The organism is Pseudomonas putida, from assembly GCF_028682475.1.
Classification (GTDB): Bacteria; Pseudomonadota; Gammaproteobacteria; order Pseudomonadales; family Pseudomonadaceae; genus Aquipseudomonas; species Aquipseudomonas putida_AG.
The window spans coordinates 129,811-146,790 of sequence record NZ_JANHLE010000004.1; the positions used below are offsets into that span (position 1 = coordinate 129,811).

The 16,980-nt window shown below is 61.8% G+C and carries 17 protein-coding genes; 5 read left to right on the forward strand and 12 right to left on the reverse strand.

The features are described 5' to 3' along the window. Positions 1 to 13 precede the first annotated feature (13 nt). Positions 14 to 331, reverse strand: a complete 318-nt coding sequence (locus NPS47_RS05180; RefSeq protein WP_274294013.1) for a hypothetical protein — start codon at positions 329 to 331, stop codon at positions 14 to 16. Positions 332 to 569: 238 nt separating this feature from the next. On the opposite strand from NPS47_RS05180, the gene leuS reads away from it, so the two are divergent. The 5 genes from leuS to NPS47_RS05205 all read left to right on the forward strand — a co-directional run bounded on the left by leuS (position 570) and on the right by NPS47_RS05205 (position 6,573). Then, positions 570 to 3,176 carry a leucine--tRNA ligase gene (leuS, locus tag NPS47_RS05185; RefSeq protein ID WP_274294014.1) on the forward strand — a complete coding sequence of 869 codons (2,607 nt, stop codon included), beginning with the start codon at positions 570 to 572 and terminating at the stop codon, positions 3,174 to 3,176. Positions 3,177 to 3,241: 65 nt separating this feature from the next. Then, positions 3,242 to 3,850 (forward strand): LPS assembly lipoprotein LptE, encoded by a 609-nt coding sequence (lptE, locus tag NPS47_RS05190; protein WP_274294015.1) that lies wholly within the window; start codon positions 3,242 to 3,244, stop codon positions 3,848 to 3,850. 36 nt (positions 3,851 to 3,886) lie between these two features. Then, positions 3,887 to 4,924, forward strand: coding sequence for a DNA polymerase III subunit delta (gene holA / locus NPS47_RS05195; RefSeq protein ID WP_038606566.1), 1,038 nt, complete (start codon positions 3,887 to 3,889; stop codon positions 4,922 to 4,924). Positions 4,925 to 5,039: 115 nt separating this feature from the next. Then, positions 5,040 to 5,195: an alternative ribosome rescue factor ArfA gene (gene arfA / locus NPS47_RS05200; protein WP_274294016.1), complete on the forward strand. Its 156-nt coding sequence runs from the start codon at positions 5,040 to 5,042 to the stop codon at positions 5,193 to 5,195. A 61-nt stretch (positions 5,196 to 5,256) separates the two neighbouring features. Next, positions 5,257 to 6,573, forward strand: coding sequence for a lytic murein transglycosylase (locus NPS47_RS05205; protein WP_274294017.1), 1,317 nt, complete (start codon positions 5,257 to 5,259; stop codon positions 6,571 to 6,573). Between the two features lie 30 nt (positions 6,574 to 6,603). Here the strand turns inward: NPS47_RS05205 and NPS47_RS05210 are convergent, their stop codons facing one another. The 11 genes from NPS47_RS05210 to rsfS all read right to left on the reverse strand — a co-directional run bounded on the left by NPS47_RS05210 (position 6,604) and on the right by rsfS (position 16,961). Further along, positions 6,604 to 7,563: a S66 peptidase family protein gene (locus tag NPS47_RS05210; RefSeq protein WP_425313478.1), complete on the reverse strand. Its 960-nt coding sequence runs from the start codon at positions 7,561 to 7,563 to the stop codon at positions 6,604 to 6,606. A 134-nt stretch (positions 7,564 to 7,697) separates the two neighbouring features. After that, entirely contained in the window at positions 7,698 to 8,696 is a 999-nt protein-coding gene (gene lipA / locus NPS47_RS05215; RefSeq protein ID WP_274294018.1) for a lipoyl synthase, read from the reverse strand. Between the two features lie 2 nt (positions 8,697 to 8,698). Further along, positions 8,699 to 9,346, reverse strand: coding sequence for a lipoyl(octanoyl) transferase LipB (lipB, locus tag NPS47_RS05220; RefSeq protein ID WP_274294019.1), 648 nt, complete (start codon positions 9,344 to 9,346; stop codon positions 8,699 to 8,701). Next, a complete protein-coding gene (locus NPS47_RS05225) occupies positions 9,346 to 9,618 on the reverse strand; it encodes a DUF493 domain-containing protein (RefSeq protein WP_038606559.1) in 273 nt (90 codons plus the stop codon). The genes lipB and NPS47_RS05225 overlap by 1 nt, the downstream gene beginning before the upstream one ends. Before the next feature lie 76 nt (positions 9,619 to 9,694). Then, positions 9,695 to 10,855 (reverse strand): D-alanyl-D-alanine carboxypeptidase family protein, encoded by a 1,161-nt coding sequence (locus NPS47_RS05230; protein WP_274294020.1) that lies wholly within the window; start codon positions 10,853 to 10,855, stop codon positions 9,695 to 9,697. Positions 10,856 to 10,990: 135 nt separating this feature from the next. Beyond that, positions 10,991 to 11,980: a septal ring lytic transglycosylase RlpA family protein gene (locus tag NPS47_RS05235; protein ID WP_274294021.1), complete on the reverse strand. Its 990-nt coding sequence runs from the start codon at positions 11,978 to 11,980 to the stop codon at positions 10,991 to 10,993. Next, a complete protein-coding gene (gene mltB / locus NPS47_RS05240; RefSeq protein WP_274294022.1) occupies positions 11,980 to 12,990 on the reverse strand; it encodes a lytic murein transglycosylase B in 1,011 nt (336 codons plus the stop codon). The genes NPS47_RS05235 and mltB overlap by 1 nt, the downstream gene beginning before the upstream one ends. A gap of 17 nt (positions 12,991 to 13,007) precedes the next feature. Then, positions 13,008 to 14,111: a rod shape-determining protein RodA gene (gene rodA / locus NPS47_RS05245; protein WP_274294094.1), complete on the reverse strand. Its 1,104-nt coding sequence runs from the start codon at positions 14,109 to 14,111 to the stop codon at positions 13,008 to 13,010. Between the two features lie 38 nt (positions 14,112 to 14,149). After that, the gene (gene mrdA, locus NPS47_RS05250) at positions 14,150 to 16,039 is read right to left on the reverse strand and encodes a penicillin-binding protein 2 (RefSeq protein WP_274294023.1); all 1,890 of its coding nucleotides are present in this window, start codon (positions 16,037 to 16,039) and stop codon (positions 14,150 to 14,152) included. A gap of 16 nt (positions 16,040 to 16,055) precedes the next feature. After that, positions 16,056 to 16,523 (reverse strand): 23S rRNA (pseudouridine(1915)-N(3))-methyltransferase RlmH, encoded by a 468-nt coding sequence (gene rlmH / locus NPS47_RS05255; RefSeq protein WP_274294024.1) that lies wholly within the window; start codon positions 16,521 to 16,523, stop codon positions 16,056 to 16,058. 9 nt (positions 16,524 to 16,532) lie between these two features. Continuing rightward, entirely contained in the window at positions 16,533 to 16,961 is a 429-nt protein-coding gene (gene rsfS, locus NPS47_RS05260) for a ribosome silencing factor (RefSeq protein WP_274294025.1), read from the reverse strand. Positions 16,962 to 16,980: the final 19 nt, after the last annotated feature.

A 16,980-nucleotide genomic window follows, 5' to 3' on the forward strand; every position in this document is an offset into this window, starting at 1 on the left:
GGAATCCGCCCGGCTACTTGAATTGCAGCTTTCTGGATTTTGCCGTGGTGGTGGAGCGTGTCTTGTCCTTGAGCCAGACGACTCTGGCCGCAGGTGGCGGCTCCGCTGATAGCTGTGCGCCAGCGCATCCATGCCTGCCCTCTGGAAGAGCGTCCAGATAGGCTTTGATCACATCGAATTCGGCGCGGCTCAGGCCACGCAACTCCAATTCAGCAGGCATTTCATCGCGTAACCGAACGGACGTTCTGGCGACCTCCAGAGCAAGCCCCAGACGATCGATCAGCCGTTCGTAAAGCTCCGGTTTTGTTGCTTGTTGCTGCGACTCTCCCATCCGTTCACCTCATTGAAGATAAAATATCTCCCCCCAACAGTGAGCTTAGCGTTACTCGAAAAAGCAGCCGGACACTGCGACCAACGGCCCGCAACGCCTCTGGCGGTGCAATCAGGGTTTCCCTCGGTGGACAGGGGTCATGTATGCTAGGCCGTTCACCCTTTTGACACCGGATTGCCGATGTAGCGGTTTTCCCGCTGCCTGGATAAGGTCTCCCATCTCTAAGCGCAAAGTAGCCATGCACGAACTCTATCAGCCCCGCGAAATCGAAGCCGCCGCCCAGTCCTACTGGGACGAGCAAAAGTCTTTTGAAGTCAGTGAACAGCCAGGCAAGGAGTCGTACTACTGCCTATCGATGTTCCCGTACCCGAGCGGCAAGCTACATATGGGCCACGTGCGCAACTACACCATCGGTGACGTGATCGCCCGTTACCAGCGCATGCAGGGCAAGAACGTCCTGCAACCGATGGGTTGGGATGCCTTCGGCATGCCGGCGGAAAACGCGGCGATGAAGAACAACGTCGCACCGGCCAAGTGGACCTACGAAAACATCGAATACATGAAGACCCAGCTCAAGAGCCTGGGCCTGGCCTTCGACTGGTCGCGTGAAGTCACCACCTGCAAACCGGATTACTACCGCTGGGAACAGTGGCTGTTCACCCGCCTGTTCGAAAAAGGCGTGATCTACCGCAAAAACGGGACCGTGAACTGGGACCCGGCCGACCAGACCGTACTGGCCAACGAGCAGGTCATCGACGGCCGTGGCTGGCGTTCGGGCGCGCTGATCGAGAAGCGCGAAATCCCGATGTACTACTTCAAGATCACCGACTATGCCGACGAGCTGCTGGAAAGCCTCGACGAGCTGCCGGGCTGGCCAGAACAGGTCAAGACCATGCAGCGCAACTGGATCGGCAAGTCCCGTGGCATGGAAGTGCAGTTCCCCTTCGATCAGGCCAGCATCGGCCACGCCGGGGCCCTGAAAGTCTTCACCACCCGTCCGGACACCCTGATGGGCGCCACCTACGTTGCCGTTGCCGCCGAGCACCCGCTGGCCACCCAGGCCGCCCAGGGCAACCCGGAACTGCAAGCGTTCATCGATGAATGCAAGAGCGGCAGCGTCGCCGAAGCCGACGTCGCCACCCAGGAGAAAAAAGGCCTGGCCACCTCGCTGTTCGTCGAACACCCGCTGACCGGTGAAAAACTGCCGGTATGGGTCGCCAACTATGTGCTGATGCACTACGGCGATGGCGCGGTGATGGCCGTGCCGGCCCACGACGAACGCGATTTCGAGTTCGCCAAAAAGTACAACCTGCCGTTCAAGGCCGTGGTGCGCACCAGCCTGGGCGACGAAGTCGCTGCCGAGTGGGATGCTGCCTGCGGTGAGTACGGCCAGCTGATCAACTCCGGCGAATTCGACGGCCTGGACTTCCAGGGCGCATTCGATGCCATCGAAGTGGCGTTGATCAAGAAAGAGCTGGGCAAATCGCGTACCCAGTTCCGTCTGCGTGACTGGGGCATCAGCCGCCAGCGCTACTGGGGCTGCCCGATCCCGATCATCCATTGCCCATCCTGTGGCGATGTGCCGGTACCGGAAGACCAGTTGCCGGTCAAACTGCCTGAGGACGTGGTACCGGATGGTGCCGGTTCGCCTCTGGCTCGCATGCCTGAATTCTACGAGTGCAGCTGCCCGAAATGCGGTACCGCGGCCAAGCGCGAAACCGACACCATGGACACCTTCGTCGAGTCGTCCTGGTATTTCGCCCGCTACGCCTCGCCGAACTACGAGGGTGGCCTGGTCGACCCGAAAGCGGCCAACCACTGGCTGCCGGTAGACCAATACATCGGTGGCATCGAGCACGCCATCCTGCACCTGCTCTATGCACGCTTCTTCCACAAGCTGATGCGTGACGAAGGCCTGGTCAGCTCCAACGAGCCGTTCAAGAACCTGCTGACCCAGGGCATGGTCGTTGCCGAAACCTACTACCGCGTTGCCAGCAACGGCGGCAAGGACTGGTTCAACCCGGCTGACGTCGAAGTCGAACGTGACGCCAAGGCCAAGATCATCGGCGCGCGCCTGAAAACCGACGGCTTGCCGGTCGAAATCGGCGGCACCGAGAAGATGTCCAAGTCCAAGAACAACGGCGTTGACCCGCAGGCAATGATCGAAGCCTACGGTGCCGACACCTGCCGTCTGTTCATGATGTTCGCCTCGCCGCCGGACATGAGCCTGGAGTGGTCCGACTCCGGCGTCGAAGGTGCCAACCGCTTCCTGCGTCGTGTCTGGCGTCTGGCCCAGGCCCACGTCGCCCTCGGCTTGCCGGGCAAGCTGGACGTTGCCGCCCTGGACGATGGCCAGAAAGTGGTCCGCCGTGCCATTCACGCCGCAATCAAACAGGCCAGCACCGACGTCGGCCAGTTCCACAAGTTCAACACCGCCATCGCCCAGGTGATGACCCTGATGAACGTGCTGGAAAAAGCTCCGCAAGCCAGCGAACAGGACCGCGCCCTGCTGCATGAAGGCCTGGAAACCGTCGCCTTGCTGCTAGCCCCGATCACCCCGCACATCAGCCATGAGCTGTGGCACCGCCTGGGTCACCAGGGTGCGGTGATCGATGCCGGCTGGCCGGCACTGGACGAAAGCGCCCTGGTGCAGGACAGCATCGTTCTGGTCATCCAGGTCAACGGCAAGCTGCGCGGCCAGATCGAAATGCCGGCCGGCGCCAGCCGCGAAGATGTCGAAGCGGCTGCCCGCAGCAACGAAAACGTCCTGCGCTTCACCGAAGGCCTGAGCATCCGCAAGGTCATCGTGGTACCGGGCAAACTGGTCAATATCGTCGCCAACTGACAGGACTACCGGCCCGCAAGCATGGCGGGCCGGTACACAGAATCGGCCCACAAGGGAGCAACAAGATGATCAAACGCAATCTGCTGGTAATGGGCCTGGCCGTACTGCTCAGTGCCTGCGGTTTCCAGCTGCGGGGTACCGGCACCAGTGAGCTGAGCATCACGGAACTGGACCTGAGTGCACGCAATGCCTATGGCGACACCGTGACCCAACTGCGTCAGGCCCTGAAAAGCAGCGGCGTCAACGTTCACGCTGGCGCGCCATACAAGCTGGTTCTGACCAACGAAGCGGAAACCCAGCGCGCCGCCACCTATGCCGGTGGCTCGGGTCGTTCGGCCGAGTATGAGTTGAGCACGGTGCTGAGCTACAGCATCGAAGGCCACAACAATACCAATCTGCTCAACGACAAGCTGGAAGTGCGCAAGATCTACCTGCACGACGGCAACAACATCACCGGTTCCCAGCAAGAAGCGACCCAGACCCGCCAGGAAATGCGCCGCGAGCTGGTGCAGAACATGCTGGTACGCCTGCAACTGCTGACGCCGAGCCAGCTCGACCAGCTGCAGCAGGACGCCGATGTACGCGCCAAGGCCCAGGCCGACGCCATCGAAGCGGCCCGTCGTGCCCAGGACGAGACGCCTCAGCAGTCGCCCCTGCAACTGCCGATCAACTGAGCCTGAACGGGGCACTTCGGTGCCCCGCCTGCGACCATGAAACTCGCCCCCGCCCAGCTCAACAAACACCTGCAAGGCAGCCTCGCGCCGGTCTACGTGATCAGTGGCGATGACCCGCTGCTGTGCCAGGAAGCCGCCGATGCGGTGCGTGCTGCCGCGCGCCAGCAAGGGTTCGATGAACGCCAGGTATTCAGCGCTGACGCCAACTTCGACTGGGGCACCCTGCTCCAGGCTGGTGCCAGCCTGTCACTGTTCGCCCAGCGGCGCCTTTTGGAACTGCGCCTGCCTTCCGGCAAGCCTGGTGACAAGGGCGCTGCAGCACTGATCGAATACTGCTCACGGCCTGCCGAAGACACCCTGCTGCTGATCAGCCTGCCCAAGCTTGACGGCAGTGCGCAGAAGACCAAATGGGGCAAGGCGCTGATCGAAGGCCAGCAGGTCCAGTTCATCCAGATCTGGCCGGTCGACACCCAGCAACTGCCACAATGGATCAACCAGCGTCTGTCCCAGGCCGGGCTATCGGCCCAGCGCGATGCGGTGGACCTGATTGCCGCCCGGGTCGAAGGCAACCTGCTGGCCGCTGCCCAGGAAATCGAAAAGCTCAAGCTGCTGGCTGAAGGCAATCAGATTACCGTCGAGACGGTGCAAGCGGCGGTGGCTGACAGTGCCCGTTTTGACGTCTTCGGTCTGGTCGATGCGATTCTCAACGGCGAGGCTGCTCATGCCCTGCGCATGCTCGAAGGCTTGCGCGGTGAAGGGGTCGAGCCACCGGTGATTCTCTGGGCCCTGGCCCGGGAATTACGGGTGCTGGCCGGGCTTGCGCAGCAGTACAGCCAAGGCGTGCCGCTGGACAAGGCCTTCAGCCAGGCGCGGCCACCGGTCTGGGACAAGCGCAAGCCACTGATGAGCAAAGCCCTGCAACGCCACTCGGCGCAGCGCTGGAGCCAGCTGTTGCAGGATGCCCAGCGCATTGATGCGCAGATCAAGGGGCAGGCCCAGGGTTCGCCCTGGACGAGTCTGGCGCGCTTGTCGTTGTTGATGGCCGGACAACGTTTGGCATTGCCGGCAGAGTGACATCAATCGCGGGGCAAGCCCGCTCCCACAGAGGGTATTTGATCCCTGTGGGAGCGGGCTTGCCCCGCGACGCTTTCCCCCCTATATTGCGCCCAACCTCCAAAGGACCCCTGCCATGAGCAAAAAAACCAGGCCCAACAAGGCCAAATCGATCATCGCCCAACCCCTGTTCCGCAGCCGCCAGGAACGTGCAGGCAAAGGCAAAGGCAGCTACCGCCGCGAAGCCTTCCAATCGAGAGATTGGGAGGCTTCTTACTTTTTGGCTGCATAAAAGCAAGATTCCCGCAGGCATGGTATGGTCATCACCTGACCTGAAATACCTGGACCTGTGCATGCCCTTTTGTCTTTCCCATCGCTGGCAACCTCGCCAGCTGATTGCTGCCTCCAGCCTCATCCTGCTCGTCGCCTGCGCGGAAAAACCCACCGCCGCCGATGCCCTGCCGCTGGCCCCTGCCCAGCCCGCGCCGGTCGTGACCGTGCCGAGCCCGGCAGTCGACACCAGCACCGAAATCCAGCCGCTGCAAAGCTTTGCCCAGTGGCAAGCGGGCTTCCGTCAACAAGCCTTGCAAGCGGGTATCAACCCCGGCACCTTCGACCGCGCCTTCCTCGGCGTCACGCCAGACATGGACGTGATCAAGGCCGACCGCAGCCAGCCAGAGTTCGCCCGTCCCGTCTGGGAGTACCTCGACGGCGCCCTGTCGCCCCTGCGCGTACGCAATGGCAAAGGCCTGCTGAAAAAACACGCAGAGCTCTTGAGCCAGATCGAACAGCGCTACGGCGTCGACCGCAATGTGCTGGTCTCGGTATGGGGCATGGAAAGCAACTTCGGCCAGTTCCAGGGCAGCAAATCCGTCATCCGCTCCCTGGCAACCCTGGCCTATGAAGGCCGTCGCCCGGCCTTTGCCCAGGCACAACTGATCGCCGCCCTGCAGATCCTGCAGAACGGCGATATCCAGCCCGACGCCATGAAAGGCTCGTGGGCCGGCGCCATGGGCCAGACCCAGTTCATTCCTACGACCTACAACACCCATGCGGTGGACTTCGACGGCGACGGCCGCCGGGATATCTGGAACAGCTCCGCCGATGCCCTGGCCTCCACGGCCCATTACCTGCAAAGCTCCGGCTGGAAGCGCGGCGAGCCTTGGGGTTTCGAAGTGCAGCTGGCACCCGGCTTTGATTACTGGCTGGCCGACGGCAGCCAGCGCAAGAGCGTGGCCGAATGGATGCAGCTGGGCCTGAAACTGCCAGCCGGTGTACGCCTGCCAGCTGGTAGCGAGCAACTCTCCGCCGCGCTGTTGCTGCCTGCGGGATACCGCGGCCCGGCGTTCCTGGTGCTGGATAACTTCCGCGCAATCCTCAAGTACAACAACTCGTCTTCTTATGCCCTGGCGGTCAGCCTGCTCGGTCAGCGTTTCGATGGCTCAGGCTACATCGCCGGCCCTTGGCCAAAAGACGATCTGCCGTTGAGCCGTAGCGAACGGGTCGAACTGCAAACCCTGCTCAGCGCCAGGAACTACGATGCCGGTGCCGCCGACGGGATTATCGGCGCCAATACTCGCAAAGCCATCCGCAACGCCCAGCAAGCGCTGGGCTGGCCGGCTGATGGCTATCCGACGCATAAACTGCTGGAAAGCCTGCGTCAGCGCTAAATAAAAAACGCCCCGGTTCCGGGGCGTTTTTTATGCTGCGAACAAATCTTGCTGTAATTGCAGGGAATGTCGATCAGCATCCAGATGCACCAGCGCCCCTAACGGCAAGGTGATATTGGGATCGCAGTGACCACTGCGCCAGCCGGCCAGCACCGGTATCTGCAACGGTTCGAACATTTCCCGCAACAACGGCGTCAGCGCCTGCAACGTCAGTCCGGCAAAGTCCCCGACCAATACACCACGCAGCCCTTCGAACTTGCCGGCCAGGCGCAGCTGGGTCAACAGGCGGTCGATGCGATACAGCGGCTCGTTGACATCCTCGATAAACAGAATGCCATCCCGGCTGTGCAATTCTGCGGGCGTATTCAGAGTGGCACAGAGCATTGCCAGATTACCGCCCACCAGCCGCCCGGACGCCGCTCCAGGGGCGATTGTGCTCAACGGATGGCTAGCTGGGTGCTCCAGGGTGTCACCGCACTTCAAGCGCCCACTGAGCAGCTCGAACAAGGATGAGACCGTCGGTGCCTGCTTGTTTGCCAGCAATTCGGACTTGAGCATTGCTCCATGAAAAGTAACAAAACCGACATGCCGGGCAATCGCGCTGTGCAACGCCGTGATATCGCTGTAGCCCACCAACGGTTTCGGATGCTTGCGCAACAGCGCATAGTCGAGCCCTTCAAGCAGGCGCATGCTGCCGTAGCCACCGCGCAGGCAGATGATTGCATCGACATCGGGTGCGGCGAACGCCGCATGCAGGTCGGCCAACCGGCAAGCATCATCGCCAGCCAGATAGCCCTTGGCTTCGGTAACCCCGGGATAGATCCGGCATTGATAACCGCGCGCCTCGAACCACTGAAGTGCCGCGAGCGTATCGAGCGGGGCCGGGCCGGCTGGCGCGATGATGGCTATTCGGCCGTTGCCCGGCTGCGCCTTGGGCAGCATAGCGTTGCCTGCGTGCACCGCCGGCTGATGATCGATCGGAAGGTTCATCCAGACGACTCCTTGCTTGGACTTGAGCATCAACCCTAGTGCGGTTGACGGTCAAACGGCGGGTGGAAAAAATCCCGCAAACAAAAATGCCGATGCCGCTGGCAAGCGGGCATCGGCATTCAGCACAGCCGGGATCAGAGCTTGATCTTGGCCTCATGTGCCTGCTGGTCGGCATGGTACGAAGAACGCACCAACGGACCGGAAGCGACGTTCTTGAAGCCCATCTTGTAACCTTCTTCGGCGAACCAGGCGAAGGTGTCCGGGTGCACGAAACGCTGCACCGGCAAGTGGCTGCGCGATGGCTGCAGGTACTGGCCGAGGGTCAGCATGTCGATGTTGTGCTCGCGCATGCGCTGCATCACTTCGATCACTTCTTCGTCAGTCTCGCCCAGCCCGAGCATCAAGCCGGATTTGGTCGGTACGTGCGGCACCAGCTCCTTGAACTTCTGCAGCAGGGTCAGCGACCACTGGTAGTCGGAGCCCGGACGCGCAGCCTTGTACAGGCGTGGCACGGTTTCCAGGTTGTGGTTGAACACGTCCGGCGGGGTCTCGGCGGTGATCGCCAGGGCCACGTCCATCCGTCCACGGTAGTCCGGCACCAGAGTTTCCAGCTGGACACCCGGCGACAGCGCGCGAATTTCGCGGATGCAGTCGGCAAAGTGCTGGGCACCGCCGTCACGCAGGTCGTCACGGTCCACCGAGGTGATCACCACGTACTTCAGGCGCAGGTCGGCAATGGCAACGGCGAGGTTCTTCGGCTCGTCGACGTCCAGAGGCTTCGGACGCCCGTGACCCACGTCGCAGAACGGGCAGCGACGGGTGCAGATGTCACCCATGATCATGAAGGTCGCAGTACCACCGGAGAAGCACTCACCCAGGTTCGGGCAGGACGCCTCTTCGCAGACGCTGTGCAGCTTGTGTTTGCGCAGCAATTGCTTGATGCGGTCGACTTCCGGCGAAACCGGGATACGCACGCGGATCCAGTCAGGCTTCTTCGGCAACTCGTCGGTGGGGATGATCTTCACCGGGATACGCGCGACTTTTTCCGCGCCACGCAGTTTGACACCCGCCTCGACCTTGGGCCGTGGCGCGGGTGTCACGCTTTGCACTGGTTCTTGCACAACAGTAGTCATATTCAGAAGATTCCGCCCGTAAGGGTCGTCTGCTCAGCATAGTCGAGGTGCTTGACCAGCTGCCCGCGCAGCCTTGCCCTTACCTCAGAGAGTTCGATCGAGCCTGCCTGGTCGCGCAGCTGGGTCATGGCCAGCCCCGCATACCCGCAGGGGTTAATCCGGCGGAATGGCGCAAGGTCCATGTCCACGTTCAAGGCAAGGCCATGGAAAGAACAGCCATTGCGGATCCGCAGGCCGAGGGAGGCGATTTTCGCTCCATCGACATAAACGCCCGGGGCATCGGCCTTGGCCGCCGCCTCGACGCCATAACTGGCCAGCAACTCGATCAGGCAGCGTTCGATCCGGGAGACCAGATCACGCACGCCAAACCCGAGCCGGCGCACATCAAGCAACAGGTAAGCCACCAGCTGGCCAGGACCGTGATAGGTCACCTGGCCGCCCCGGTCGGTCTGCACCACTGGAATATCGCCGGGCACCAGCAGGTGCTCGGCCTTGCCCGCCTGGCCCTGGGTGAACACCGCAGGGTGTTCCACCAGCCAGACTTCGTCGCAGGTTTGCGGACCACGCTGGTCAGTAAACCGGCGCATGGCCTCGAGCACCGGCTCGTAAGGCAATAGTCCCAGGTCGCGAAAGCCGAGGCTGGCCGGCATCAGAGCACCATTTTCACGATACCGGTAGCGCGCAGAGCGCTGTTGATATTGTGCAGTTGGTCTTCACCGGTCGCGACGATGTGCAATTGCACGGTGGTGTACTTGCCTTCTTTACTCTGGCGTTCGGCCAGGGTCTTGAGATCGACCTCAGCGTACTTCTTGAGGATCTCGATCACCGTATCTTTGAAATTGACCACGGTGTCACCGATTACCTTGATCGGGTAATCCGCGCAGGGGAATTCGATTTTGTGCGATTTGTCAGCTTCGGTCATGGCAGTAACGGCCTCGTAAGCCGTGGCAACAACAACGCCCCCGCGTGAGTGGGCGGGGGCGTGGCTGGTCACGATATCAGTTGAACAGCCCGTAGAAGAATAGACGAATGCTATCCCACACCCGGCCGAAGAAACCAGCTTCCTCAACAGCGTCCAGCGCGATCAGATCGGCGCTGTGTACAACGTTGTCATCCAGTTTGACTTCCACTTTACCGATCACGTCACCTTTGGCGATTGGCGCGGTCAGTTGCGGGTTCATGGTCATGCTTGCAGCCAGTTTCTTCAATTGGCCTTTAGGCAAAGTCATGCTCAGGTCTTGGGCCAGGCCGGCTTTGACCTTGTTGGCGGCACCCTTCCAGACTTGCGCCTCGGCGAGTTCGGTACCCTTCTGGTAGAAGGTCTGGGTTTCGAAGAAGCGGAAACCGTAGGTCAGCAGCTTCTGGGTTTCGGCAGCACGGGCTTGCTCGCTGTTGGTACCGAAAACCACGGCGATCAGGCGCATGCCATCACGCACGGCCGACGACACCATGCAGTAGCCCGCTTCGTCGGTGTGGCCGGTTTTCAGGCCATCGACGGTCTTGTCGCGCCACAGCAGCAGGTTGCGGTTAGGCTGCTTGATGTTGTTCCAGAAGAACTCTTTCTGCGAGTAGATCGCGTAGTGAGCAGGGTCTTCGTGGATGATTGCACGCGCCAGCACGGCCATGTCGTGAGCCGACGAGTAGTGCTCGGGGTTCGGCAGGCCGGTCGGGTTCATGAAGTGGCTGTTGCTCATGCCCAGATCGGCGGCCGTCTTGTTCATCATGTCGGCGAACGCGTCTTCGCTGCCGGCGATGTGCTCGGCCAGGGCGACACTGGCGTCGTTACCCGACTGGATGATGATGCCGTGCAGCAGGTCGCTGACGCTGACCTGGGTGCCGACCTTGATGAACATCCGCGAACCACCGGTGCGCCAGGCGTTTTCGCTGACGGTTACCGGGTCGTTCTCGCCGATTTGCCCGCGACGGATATCCAGGGTCGCGATGTAGGCGGTCATCAGCTTGGTCAGGCTGGCCGGCGGCAAACGCTCGTCACCATTGTTCTCGACCAGGATATTACCGCTGGAGGCTTCCATGAGCACGTAGGACTTGGCTGCCAGTTGCGGCGGCGACGGCATCATCTGCTCTGCCGCGAAGGCGGCAGGGGTGATCATCAGCGGTACAAGCAGGCAAAGGCGTTTGGCAAAGCTGGTTATGTTCATCCGTCTCTCGAAATGGCTATTGGGCTCATGCCCTACATGGGCAAAACGTCTTCAGGCGCTGGGCCTTGCGAGCAAAACGGCCATTGTACATGGCTGTTCCGCCCGCTTGCATGACAAACCGACCAGTCCCCCCGATCAGTCCGCCGTCACAACTTTTGGCTGGCCAAGGTTGGCCAGACGTACACTGTCCTGCATCTGCTGGGCTTCGCCCTGGCTGTTGATCGGCCCCATGCGTACGCGGTGCAGGGTCTGCTGGTTGCGCACGATCGAACTGATGAACACCGGCGCGCTGACCATGCCGCTCAGCTTGGAGCGCAGCAGTTCGGCGGCATCCGGGTTGGCGAAGGCGCCGACCTGCAAGTAAAGACCATTAGCGGCCTGGCTAGTGTTGCTGGCGATCTGCACCGGCACTACCGCGGCGGCATGCTGTTGCGGCGGCGGTGTCCATTGCTCGACGGTGCCGGTGCTGGCAGTCAGCACCTGCGGCTGGGAGATCTGCGGCTGATCCAGCACCATCGGTGCCGGCTGGCCACGCTGGGCCCACCACTGTTTCGGGTCGATGCCCTCGACGCGCACGCGCGCAGTACCGGTTTCGGCGTAACCGAGTTTTTTCGCCGCCGCATAGGACAGGTCGATGATGCGGTCCGAATAGAACGGGCCGCGATCGTTGACGCGCAGGATCACGCTGCGATGGTTGTCCAGGTTGGTGACCTTGACGTAGGCCGGCAGCGGCAGGGTCTTGTGCGCCGCGCTCATGCCGTAGAGGTCATAGACCTCGCCGTTGGCGGTGTTCTGACCGTGGAACTTGGTGCCGTACCACGACGCCGTACCCTCGGCGCGGTAGTTGCGCGAGTCCTGGATCGGGAAGTAGGTCTTGCCCAATACGGTGTAGGGGTTGGCCTTGTAGTTGCCGGTATGCACGGTTGGCGTGGCATCAGGGATCTTCGACACATCGACGTCCCACCACGGCGCGCCATCTTTGTGCGCACGGTTGATGTCCAGACCGGGCTTGGCCCGTACCACGTTGGTGCTTTGCTGCGTCGACGGCTTGCTTGAAGAGCAACTGGCCAGCATCAGGCCCAGGGCCGCGCAGCCGATCAGTTTCAGGGATGTATCAGAAAACATTACTTGGCGCCCCGTGCTTGAACCAGCAGGTCCGATAGCTGATGTACCGCCATCGCGTACATCACGCTGCGGTTGTAGCGAGTGATCGCGTAGAAGTTCTGCAGGCCCAGCCAGTATTCGGGGCCGTTGTCGCCTTCAAGCCGGAAAGCGGTGACCGGCAGATCATCGCGCAGCGCATCATGACTTGACCAGCCCAGTGCCCGCAACTCCCCGACCGTCTTGACCGCGTCAATACCGGGGGTCAGGCCCTCATCGATGCGATTACCGGTGGCCGTGGCACGACTGACCACCGGCTCGCCGGCGACCCAGCCATGGCGTTTGAAGTAGCTGGCAACACTGCCAATGGCGTCGTCCGGGTTGTTCCAGATATTGATGTGACCGTCACCGTCGAAGTCCACCGCGTAGGCGCGAAAGCTGCTGGGCATGAACTGCGGCAGGCCCATGGCGCCGGCGTAGGAGCCTTTGAGGGTCAGCGGATCGACCTGCTCATCACGCGCCAGCAAGAGGTACTCGCGCAGCTCTTTGCGGAAGAACTCGGCCCGTGGCGGGTAATCGAAGCCCAGGGTCGACAGCGCATCGATCACCCGGTAGTTGCCGGTGTTGCGGCCAAAAAAGGTTTCAACGCCGATGATCGACACGATCACCTGGGCCGGGACGCCATACTCCTGCTCGGCACGGGCCAGGGTCGCTTCGTGCTGACGCCAGAAATCCACGCCACGGGCGACCCGCGCGTCAGTGAGAAACATCGGCCGGTAATCCTTCCAGGGCTTTACCCGTTCGGCCGGCCGGGAAATCGCATCGAGGATCGACTGCTTGCGCTTGACGTCGGCAAACACATCCATCAATTGCTCGTTGGCAAAGCCATAATCGCGGGTCATCTCAGCGACAAACTCGGCTACCTGAGGTGAGCCGTCATAGTCGCCTGCGACCGCTTGCTGACCACCACCGAGCAAGCCGAGCAGGCCCACCAAGGGCGCACAACGAGCTGCCCAGCCACGCATTACTTGCATGTAATTCTTCACCTTATTCAAACCTGCGCAATCCATTTGCGATGCGTATGGATCGACATTAATACGCCAAACGCTGACAGCAGCGTCACCAACGAAGTTCCGCCGTAACTAATGAAGGGCAGCGGAACCCCCACGACAGGCAACAAGCCGCTGACCATACCGATATTGACGAACACATAAACAAAAAAGGTCATGGTCAAGCTGCCGGCCAGCAACTTGCCGTAGAGCGTCTGCGCCTGGGCGGTAATCACCAGGCCGCGGCCGATCAGCAACAAGTAGATCAGCAGCAGCGCACAGATGCCGACCAGGCCGAACTCCTCACCCATCACGGCGATGATGAAGTCGGTGTGGCTTTCCGGCAGGAAGTCCAGGTGCGACTGGGTGCCGAGCAGCCAGCCCTTGCCAAACACACCGCCGGAACCGATGGCCGCCTTGGACTGGATGATGTTCCAGCCGGTACCCAGCGGATCGCTTTCCGGATCGAGGAAGGTCAGTACCCGTTGCTTCTGGTAGTCGTGCATGACGAAGAACCACATGGCCACGGCCACCGGCACCGCAGCGGCGAGCACACTGAGGATCCAGCGCCAGCGCAGACCGCCCATGAACAGCACGAACGCGCCCGACGCGAGAATCAGCAACGCCGTCCCCAGGTCCGGCTGACGCACGATGAGGATGAACGGCACACCGATCATGACCAGGCTGATCATCACGTGCTTGAGGTGCGGCGGCAGGGAGCGCTTGGCCAGATACCAGGCAATGGTGGCCGGCATGATGATCTTCATGAATTCCGAGGGCTGGAAGCGGATCACCCCGGGAATGTTGATCCAGCGTGTGGCGCCCATGGCGTTGTGGCCCATGACGTCCACCACCACCAGCAGGATCACCCCGCAGACGTAGGCCAGCGGCACCCAGCGCGCCATGAAGCGCGGTTCCAGCTGGGCGATGACGAACATCGACACCAGACCGATGCCGAAAGAGCTGGCCTGCTTGAGCAGCAGATCCCAGTTCTTGCCGCTGGCCGAATAGAGGACGAACAGGCTGCCGGCAGCCAGGGTCAGCAGCAGGATCAGCAACGGGCCGTCGACATGGATGCGCTGCAGGAAGCTGGCGCGACGACGCATTACGTCTTCGCTGGAAAGCATGCGATCGAAATTGTTCTTCACTGAGCCGATTCCTGAGCGACGGTGGCGGGAGCGAACTCGGATTTGAGCCGGCCATTCTCGTCGAGCAACCAGGCGTCCATCACCTGACGCATTACCGGCGCTGCGACACGGCCACCCGCCTCGCCGTTCTCGATCATGACCGAGACCACGATCCTGGGGTTCTCTGCCGGCGCGAAGCCGACGAACAGGGCGTGGTCACGGTGGCGCTCCTGCACCTTGTTGCGGTCGTACTTCTCGCCCTGCTTGATTGCCACCACCTGGGCGGTACCACTCTTGCCGGCAATGCGGTACTGGGCACCGGCGGCGGCAGCACGGGCGGTACCACGGGCGTTGTGCATCACCTGCTCCATGCCATGGGTAACCTTGGCCCAGTCGGACTTGTCGCGCAGGACGATGTCGTCCATCGGATGCTCGTCCACCGGCGGCTGGCCTTCGATGGTCTTGGCCAGGTGCGGACGGTTCCACTTGCCCTTGCTGGCGATCAGCGCGATGGCCTGGGCCATCTGCAGCGGCGTGGTCTGCATGTAGCCCTGGCCGATACCGAGAATCAGCGTTTCACCCGGGAACCAGGCCTGGCGGCGGGTTGTGCGCTTCCATTCGCGGGTCGGCATCAGGCCGGCGGACTCCTCGAACATGTCGAGGGCGACTTTCTGCCCGAGGCCGAACTTGTTCATGTAGCTGGACAGGCGGTCGATGCCCATCTTGTGCGCCAGATCGTAGAAGTAGGTGTCGTTGGAACGCATGATCGCCAGGTCCAGGTCGACCCAGCCGTCACCGCTGCGGTTCCAGTTGCGGTACTTGTGGTCATAGTTGGGCAACTGGTAGTAGCCCGGGTCGAACACCCGGCTACTGGCCGTGACCACACCACTGTCGAGGCCGGCGATGGCCACAGCCGGCTTGATGGTCGAACCCGGTGGGTACAAGCCCCGCAGCACACGGTTGAACAGCGGTCGGTCGATCGAGTCGCGCAGCTCGGCATAGGCCTTGAAGCTGATGCCGGTGACGAACGGGTTGGGGTCGAAGCTTGGCTGGCTGACCATCGCCAGCACTTCACCGGTGTTCGGGTCGAGCGCGACGACGGCCCCACGACGCCCGCCCAACGCAGCCTCGGCGGCTTCCTGCAATTTGATGTCGAGGCTCAGGACAATGTCCTTGCCGGGGATCGGGTCGGTGCGCTTGAGCACCCGCAATACCCGGCCGCGGGCGTTGGTCTCGACCTCTTCGTAGCCAACCTGCCCATGCAGCTCGGGCTCGTAGAAGCGCTCGATACCGGTCTTGCCGATATGGTGGGTACCGCTGTAGTTGACCGGATCGAGGGTCTTGAGCTCTTTCTCGTTGATCCGTCCGACGTAGCCGACCGAGTGAGCGAAATGCGCTCCCTGCGGGTAATGCCGGACCAGCTGGGCAACCACCTCGACACCCGGCAGGCGGAACTGATTCACCGCAATACGGGCAATCTGCTCCTCGGTCAGCTCGAACAGGATCGGCACCGGCTCGAACGGCCGACGCCCCTGGCGCATGCGCTTTTCAAACAGCGTACGGTCGTCCGGGGTCAGCTCCAGCACCTCGACGATCACATCGAGCACCTGCTGCCAGTCGCCGGAGCGCTCGCGGGTCATGCTCAGGCTGAAGCTTGGCCGGTTATCGGCGATGATCACGCCGTTCCGGTCAAAAATCAGCCCGCGAGTCGGCGGAATCGGCTGCACGTGCACCCGGTTGTTTTCCGACAGGGTCGAGTGATAGTCGTACTGGATCACCTGCAGGTAATACAGGCGCGCGATCAGCACGCAGATCAGCAGAACGACCGCCACGGCACCGACCACGACGCGACTGCGCACCATACGGGCGTCTTTCTCGTGATCCTTGAGGCGAATCGGCTGCGTCATTGAAAGGCTTACAGGTTCATTTATGGTAAGGATGCCCGGACAGCACGGTCCAGGCGCGGTACAGCTGCTCGCCGATCAGTATCCTTACCAATGGGTGCGGCAGGGTCAGCGGCGACAGCGACCAGCGCTGCTCCGCCCGCGCACAGACTTCCGGCGCCAGCCCTTCCGGGCCGCCGACCATGAAGTTCACGGTACGCGAGTCCAGGCGCCAGCGGTCCAGCTCGACCGCCAGTTGCTCGGTACTCCAGGGCTTGCCATGGACCTCCAGGGTGACAATCCGTTCCCCTGGCTGGACCTTGGATAGCATGGCCTCGCCCTCCTGACGAATCAGGCGGGCGACATCGGCATTCTTGCCCCGGGTGTTGAGCGGTATTTCCACCAGCTCCAGCGACAGCTCCGAGGGCAGGCGCTTGGCATATTCATGCCAGCCGTCCTCGACCCACTTGGGCATGCGCGAGCCGACCGCGATCAGACGCAGACGCACGAGCCTTCCTTATTCCCGGTCTTTGAGATTGTCGGAATAGGCGTGAGTGTTTTCCGGGCTGTGGTGCTTGCCATCGGCGGCACGGCTCTGCTCGGCACCCATCCACAGACGCTCGAGGTCGTAGAACTGACGGGCAGCGGCGGTCATCATGTGGACGATGACGTCGTTGAGGTCGAGCAGCACCCAGTCGCTGTCGCCCTTGCCTTCTTCGCCCAGCGGCTGCACGCCCTTGGCCTTGACCTGCTCACGGACCTTTTCCAGCATCGCGCTGATCTGGCGGTTGGAGGTACCGGTGGCGATGATCATGTAGTCGGTCAGGCTGTGCTTTTCTTTTACGTCGATGACCTGGATGTCCTGGGCCTTGACTTCTTCCAGGGCGGACTTGGTCAGTTCGACCAGTTCTTCGGCACTGATGGCACTGATTTTTTGCTTGGTCATATAAAACTCATTCAACTCA

Bases quoted from the DNA above. Each gene is read 5' to 3' on its own strand.
- NPS47_RS05210 (WP_425313478.1), bottom strand. From the start codon at position 7,563: ATGAACCTTCCGATCGATCATCAGCCGGCGGTGCACGCAGGCAACGCT.
- NPS47_RS05230 (WP_274294020.1), bottom strand. From the start codon at position 10,855: ATGAACATAACCAGCTTTGCCAAACGCCTTTGCCTGCTTGTACCGCTG.
- NPS47_RS05235 (WP_274294021.1), bottom strand. From the start codon at position 11,980: ATGTTTTCTGATACATCCCTGAAACTGATCGGCTGCGCGGCCCTGGGC.
- lipA (WP_274294018.1), bottom strand. From the start codon at position 8,696: ATGACTACTGTTGTGCAAGAACCAGTGCAAAGCGTGACACCCGCGCCA.
- holA (WP_038606566.1), top strand. From the start codon at position 3,887: ATGAAACTCGCCCCCGCCCAGCTCAACAAACACCTGCAAGGCAGCCTC.
- rsfS (WP_274294025.1), bottom strand. From the start codon at position 16,961: ATGACCAAGCAAAAAATCAGTGCCATCAGTGCCGAAGAACTGGTCGAA.
- mrdA (WP_274294023.1), bottom strand. From the start codon at position 16,039: ATGACGCAGCCGATTCGCCTCAAGGATCACGAGAAAGACGCCCGTATG.
- rodA (WP_274294094.1), bottom strand. From the start codon at position 14,111: ATGCGTCGTCGCGCCAGCTTCCTGCAGCGCATCCATGTCGACGGCCCG.
- NPS47_RS05180 (WP_274294013.1), bottom strand. From the start codon at position 331: ATGGGAGAGTCGCAGCAACAAGCAACAAAACCGGAGCTTTACGAACGG.
- arfA (WP_274294016.1), top strand. From the start codon at position 5,040: ATGAGCAAAAAAACCAGGCCCAACAAGGCCAAATCGATCATCGCCCAA.
- leuS (WP_274294014.1), top strand. From the start codon at position 570: ATGCACGAACTCTATCAGCCCCGCGAAATCGAAGCCGCCGCCCAGTCC.
- lipB (WP_274294019.1), bottom strand. From the start codon at position 9,346: ATGCCGGCCAGCCTCGGCTTTCGCGACCTGGGACTATTGCCTTACGAG.
- lptE (WP_274294015.1), top strand. From the start codon at position 3,242: ATGATCAAACGCAATCTGCTGGTAATGGGCCTGGCCGTACTGCTCAGT.
- NPS47_RS05205 (WP_274294017.1), top strand. From the start codon at position 5,257: ATGCCCTTTTGTCTTTCCCATCGCTGGCAACCTCGCCAGCTGATTGCT.
- mltB (WP_274294022.1), bottom strand. From the start codon at position 12,990: ATGCAAGTAATGCGTGGCTGGGCAGCTCGTTGTGCGCCCTTGGTGGGC.
- NPS47_RS05225 (WP_038606559.1), bottom strand. From the start codon at position 9,618: ATGACCGAAGCTGACAAATCGCACAAAATCGAATTCCCCTGCGCGGAT.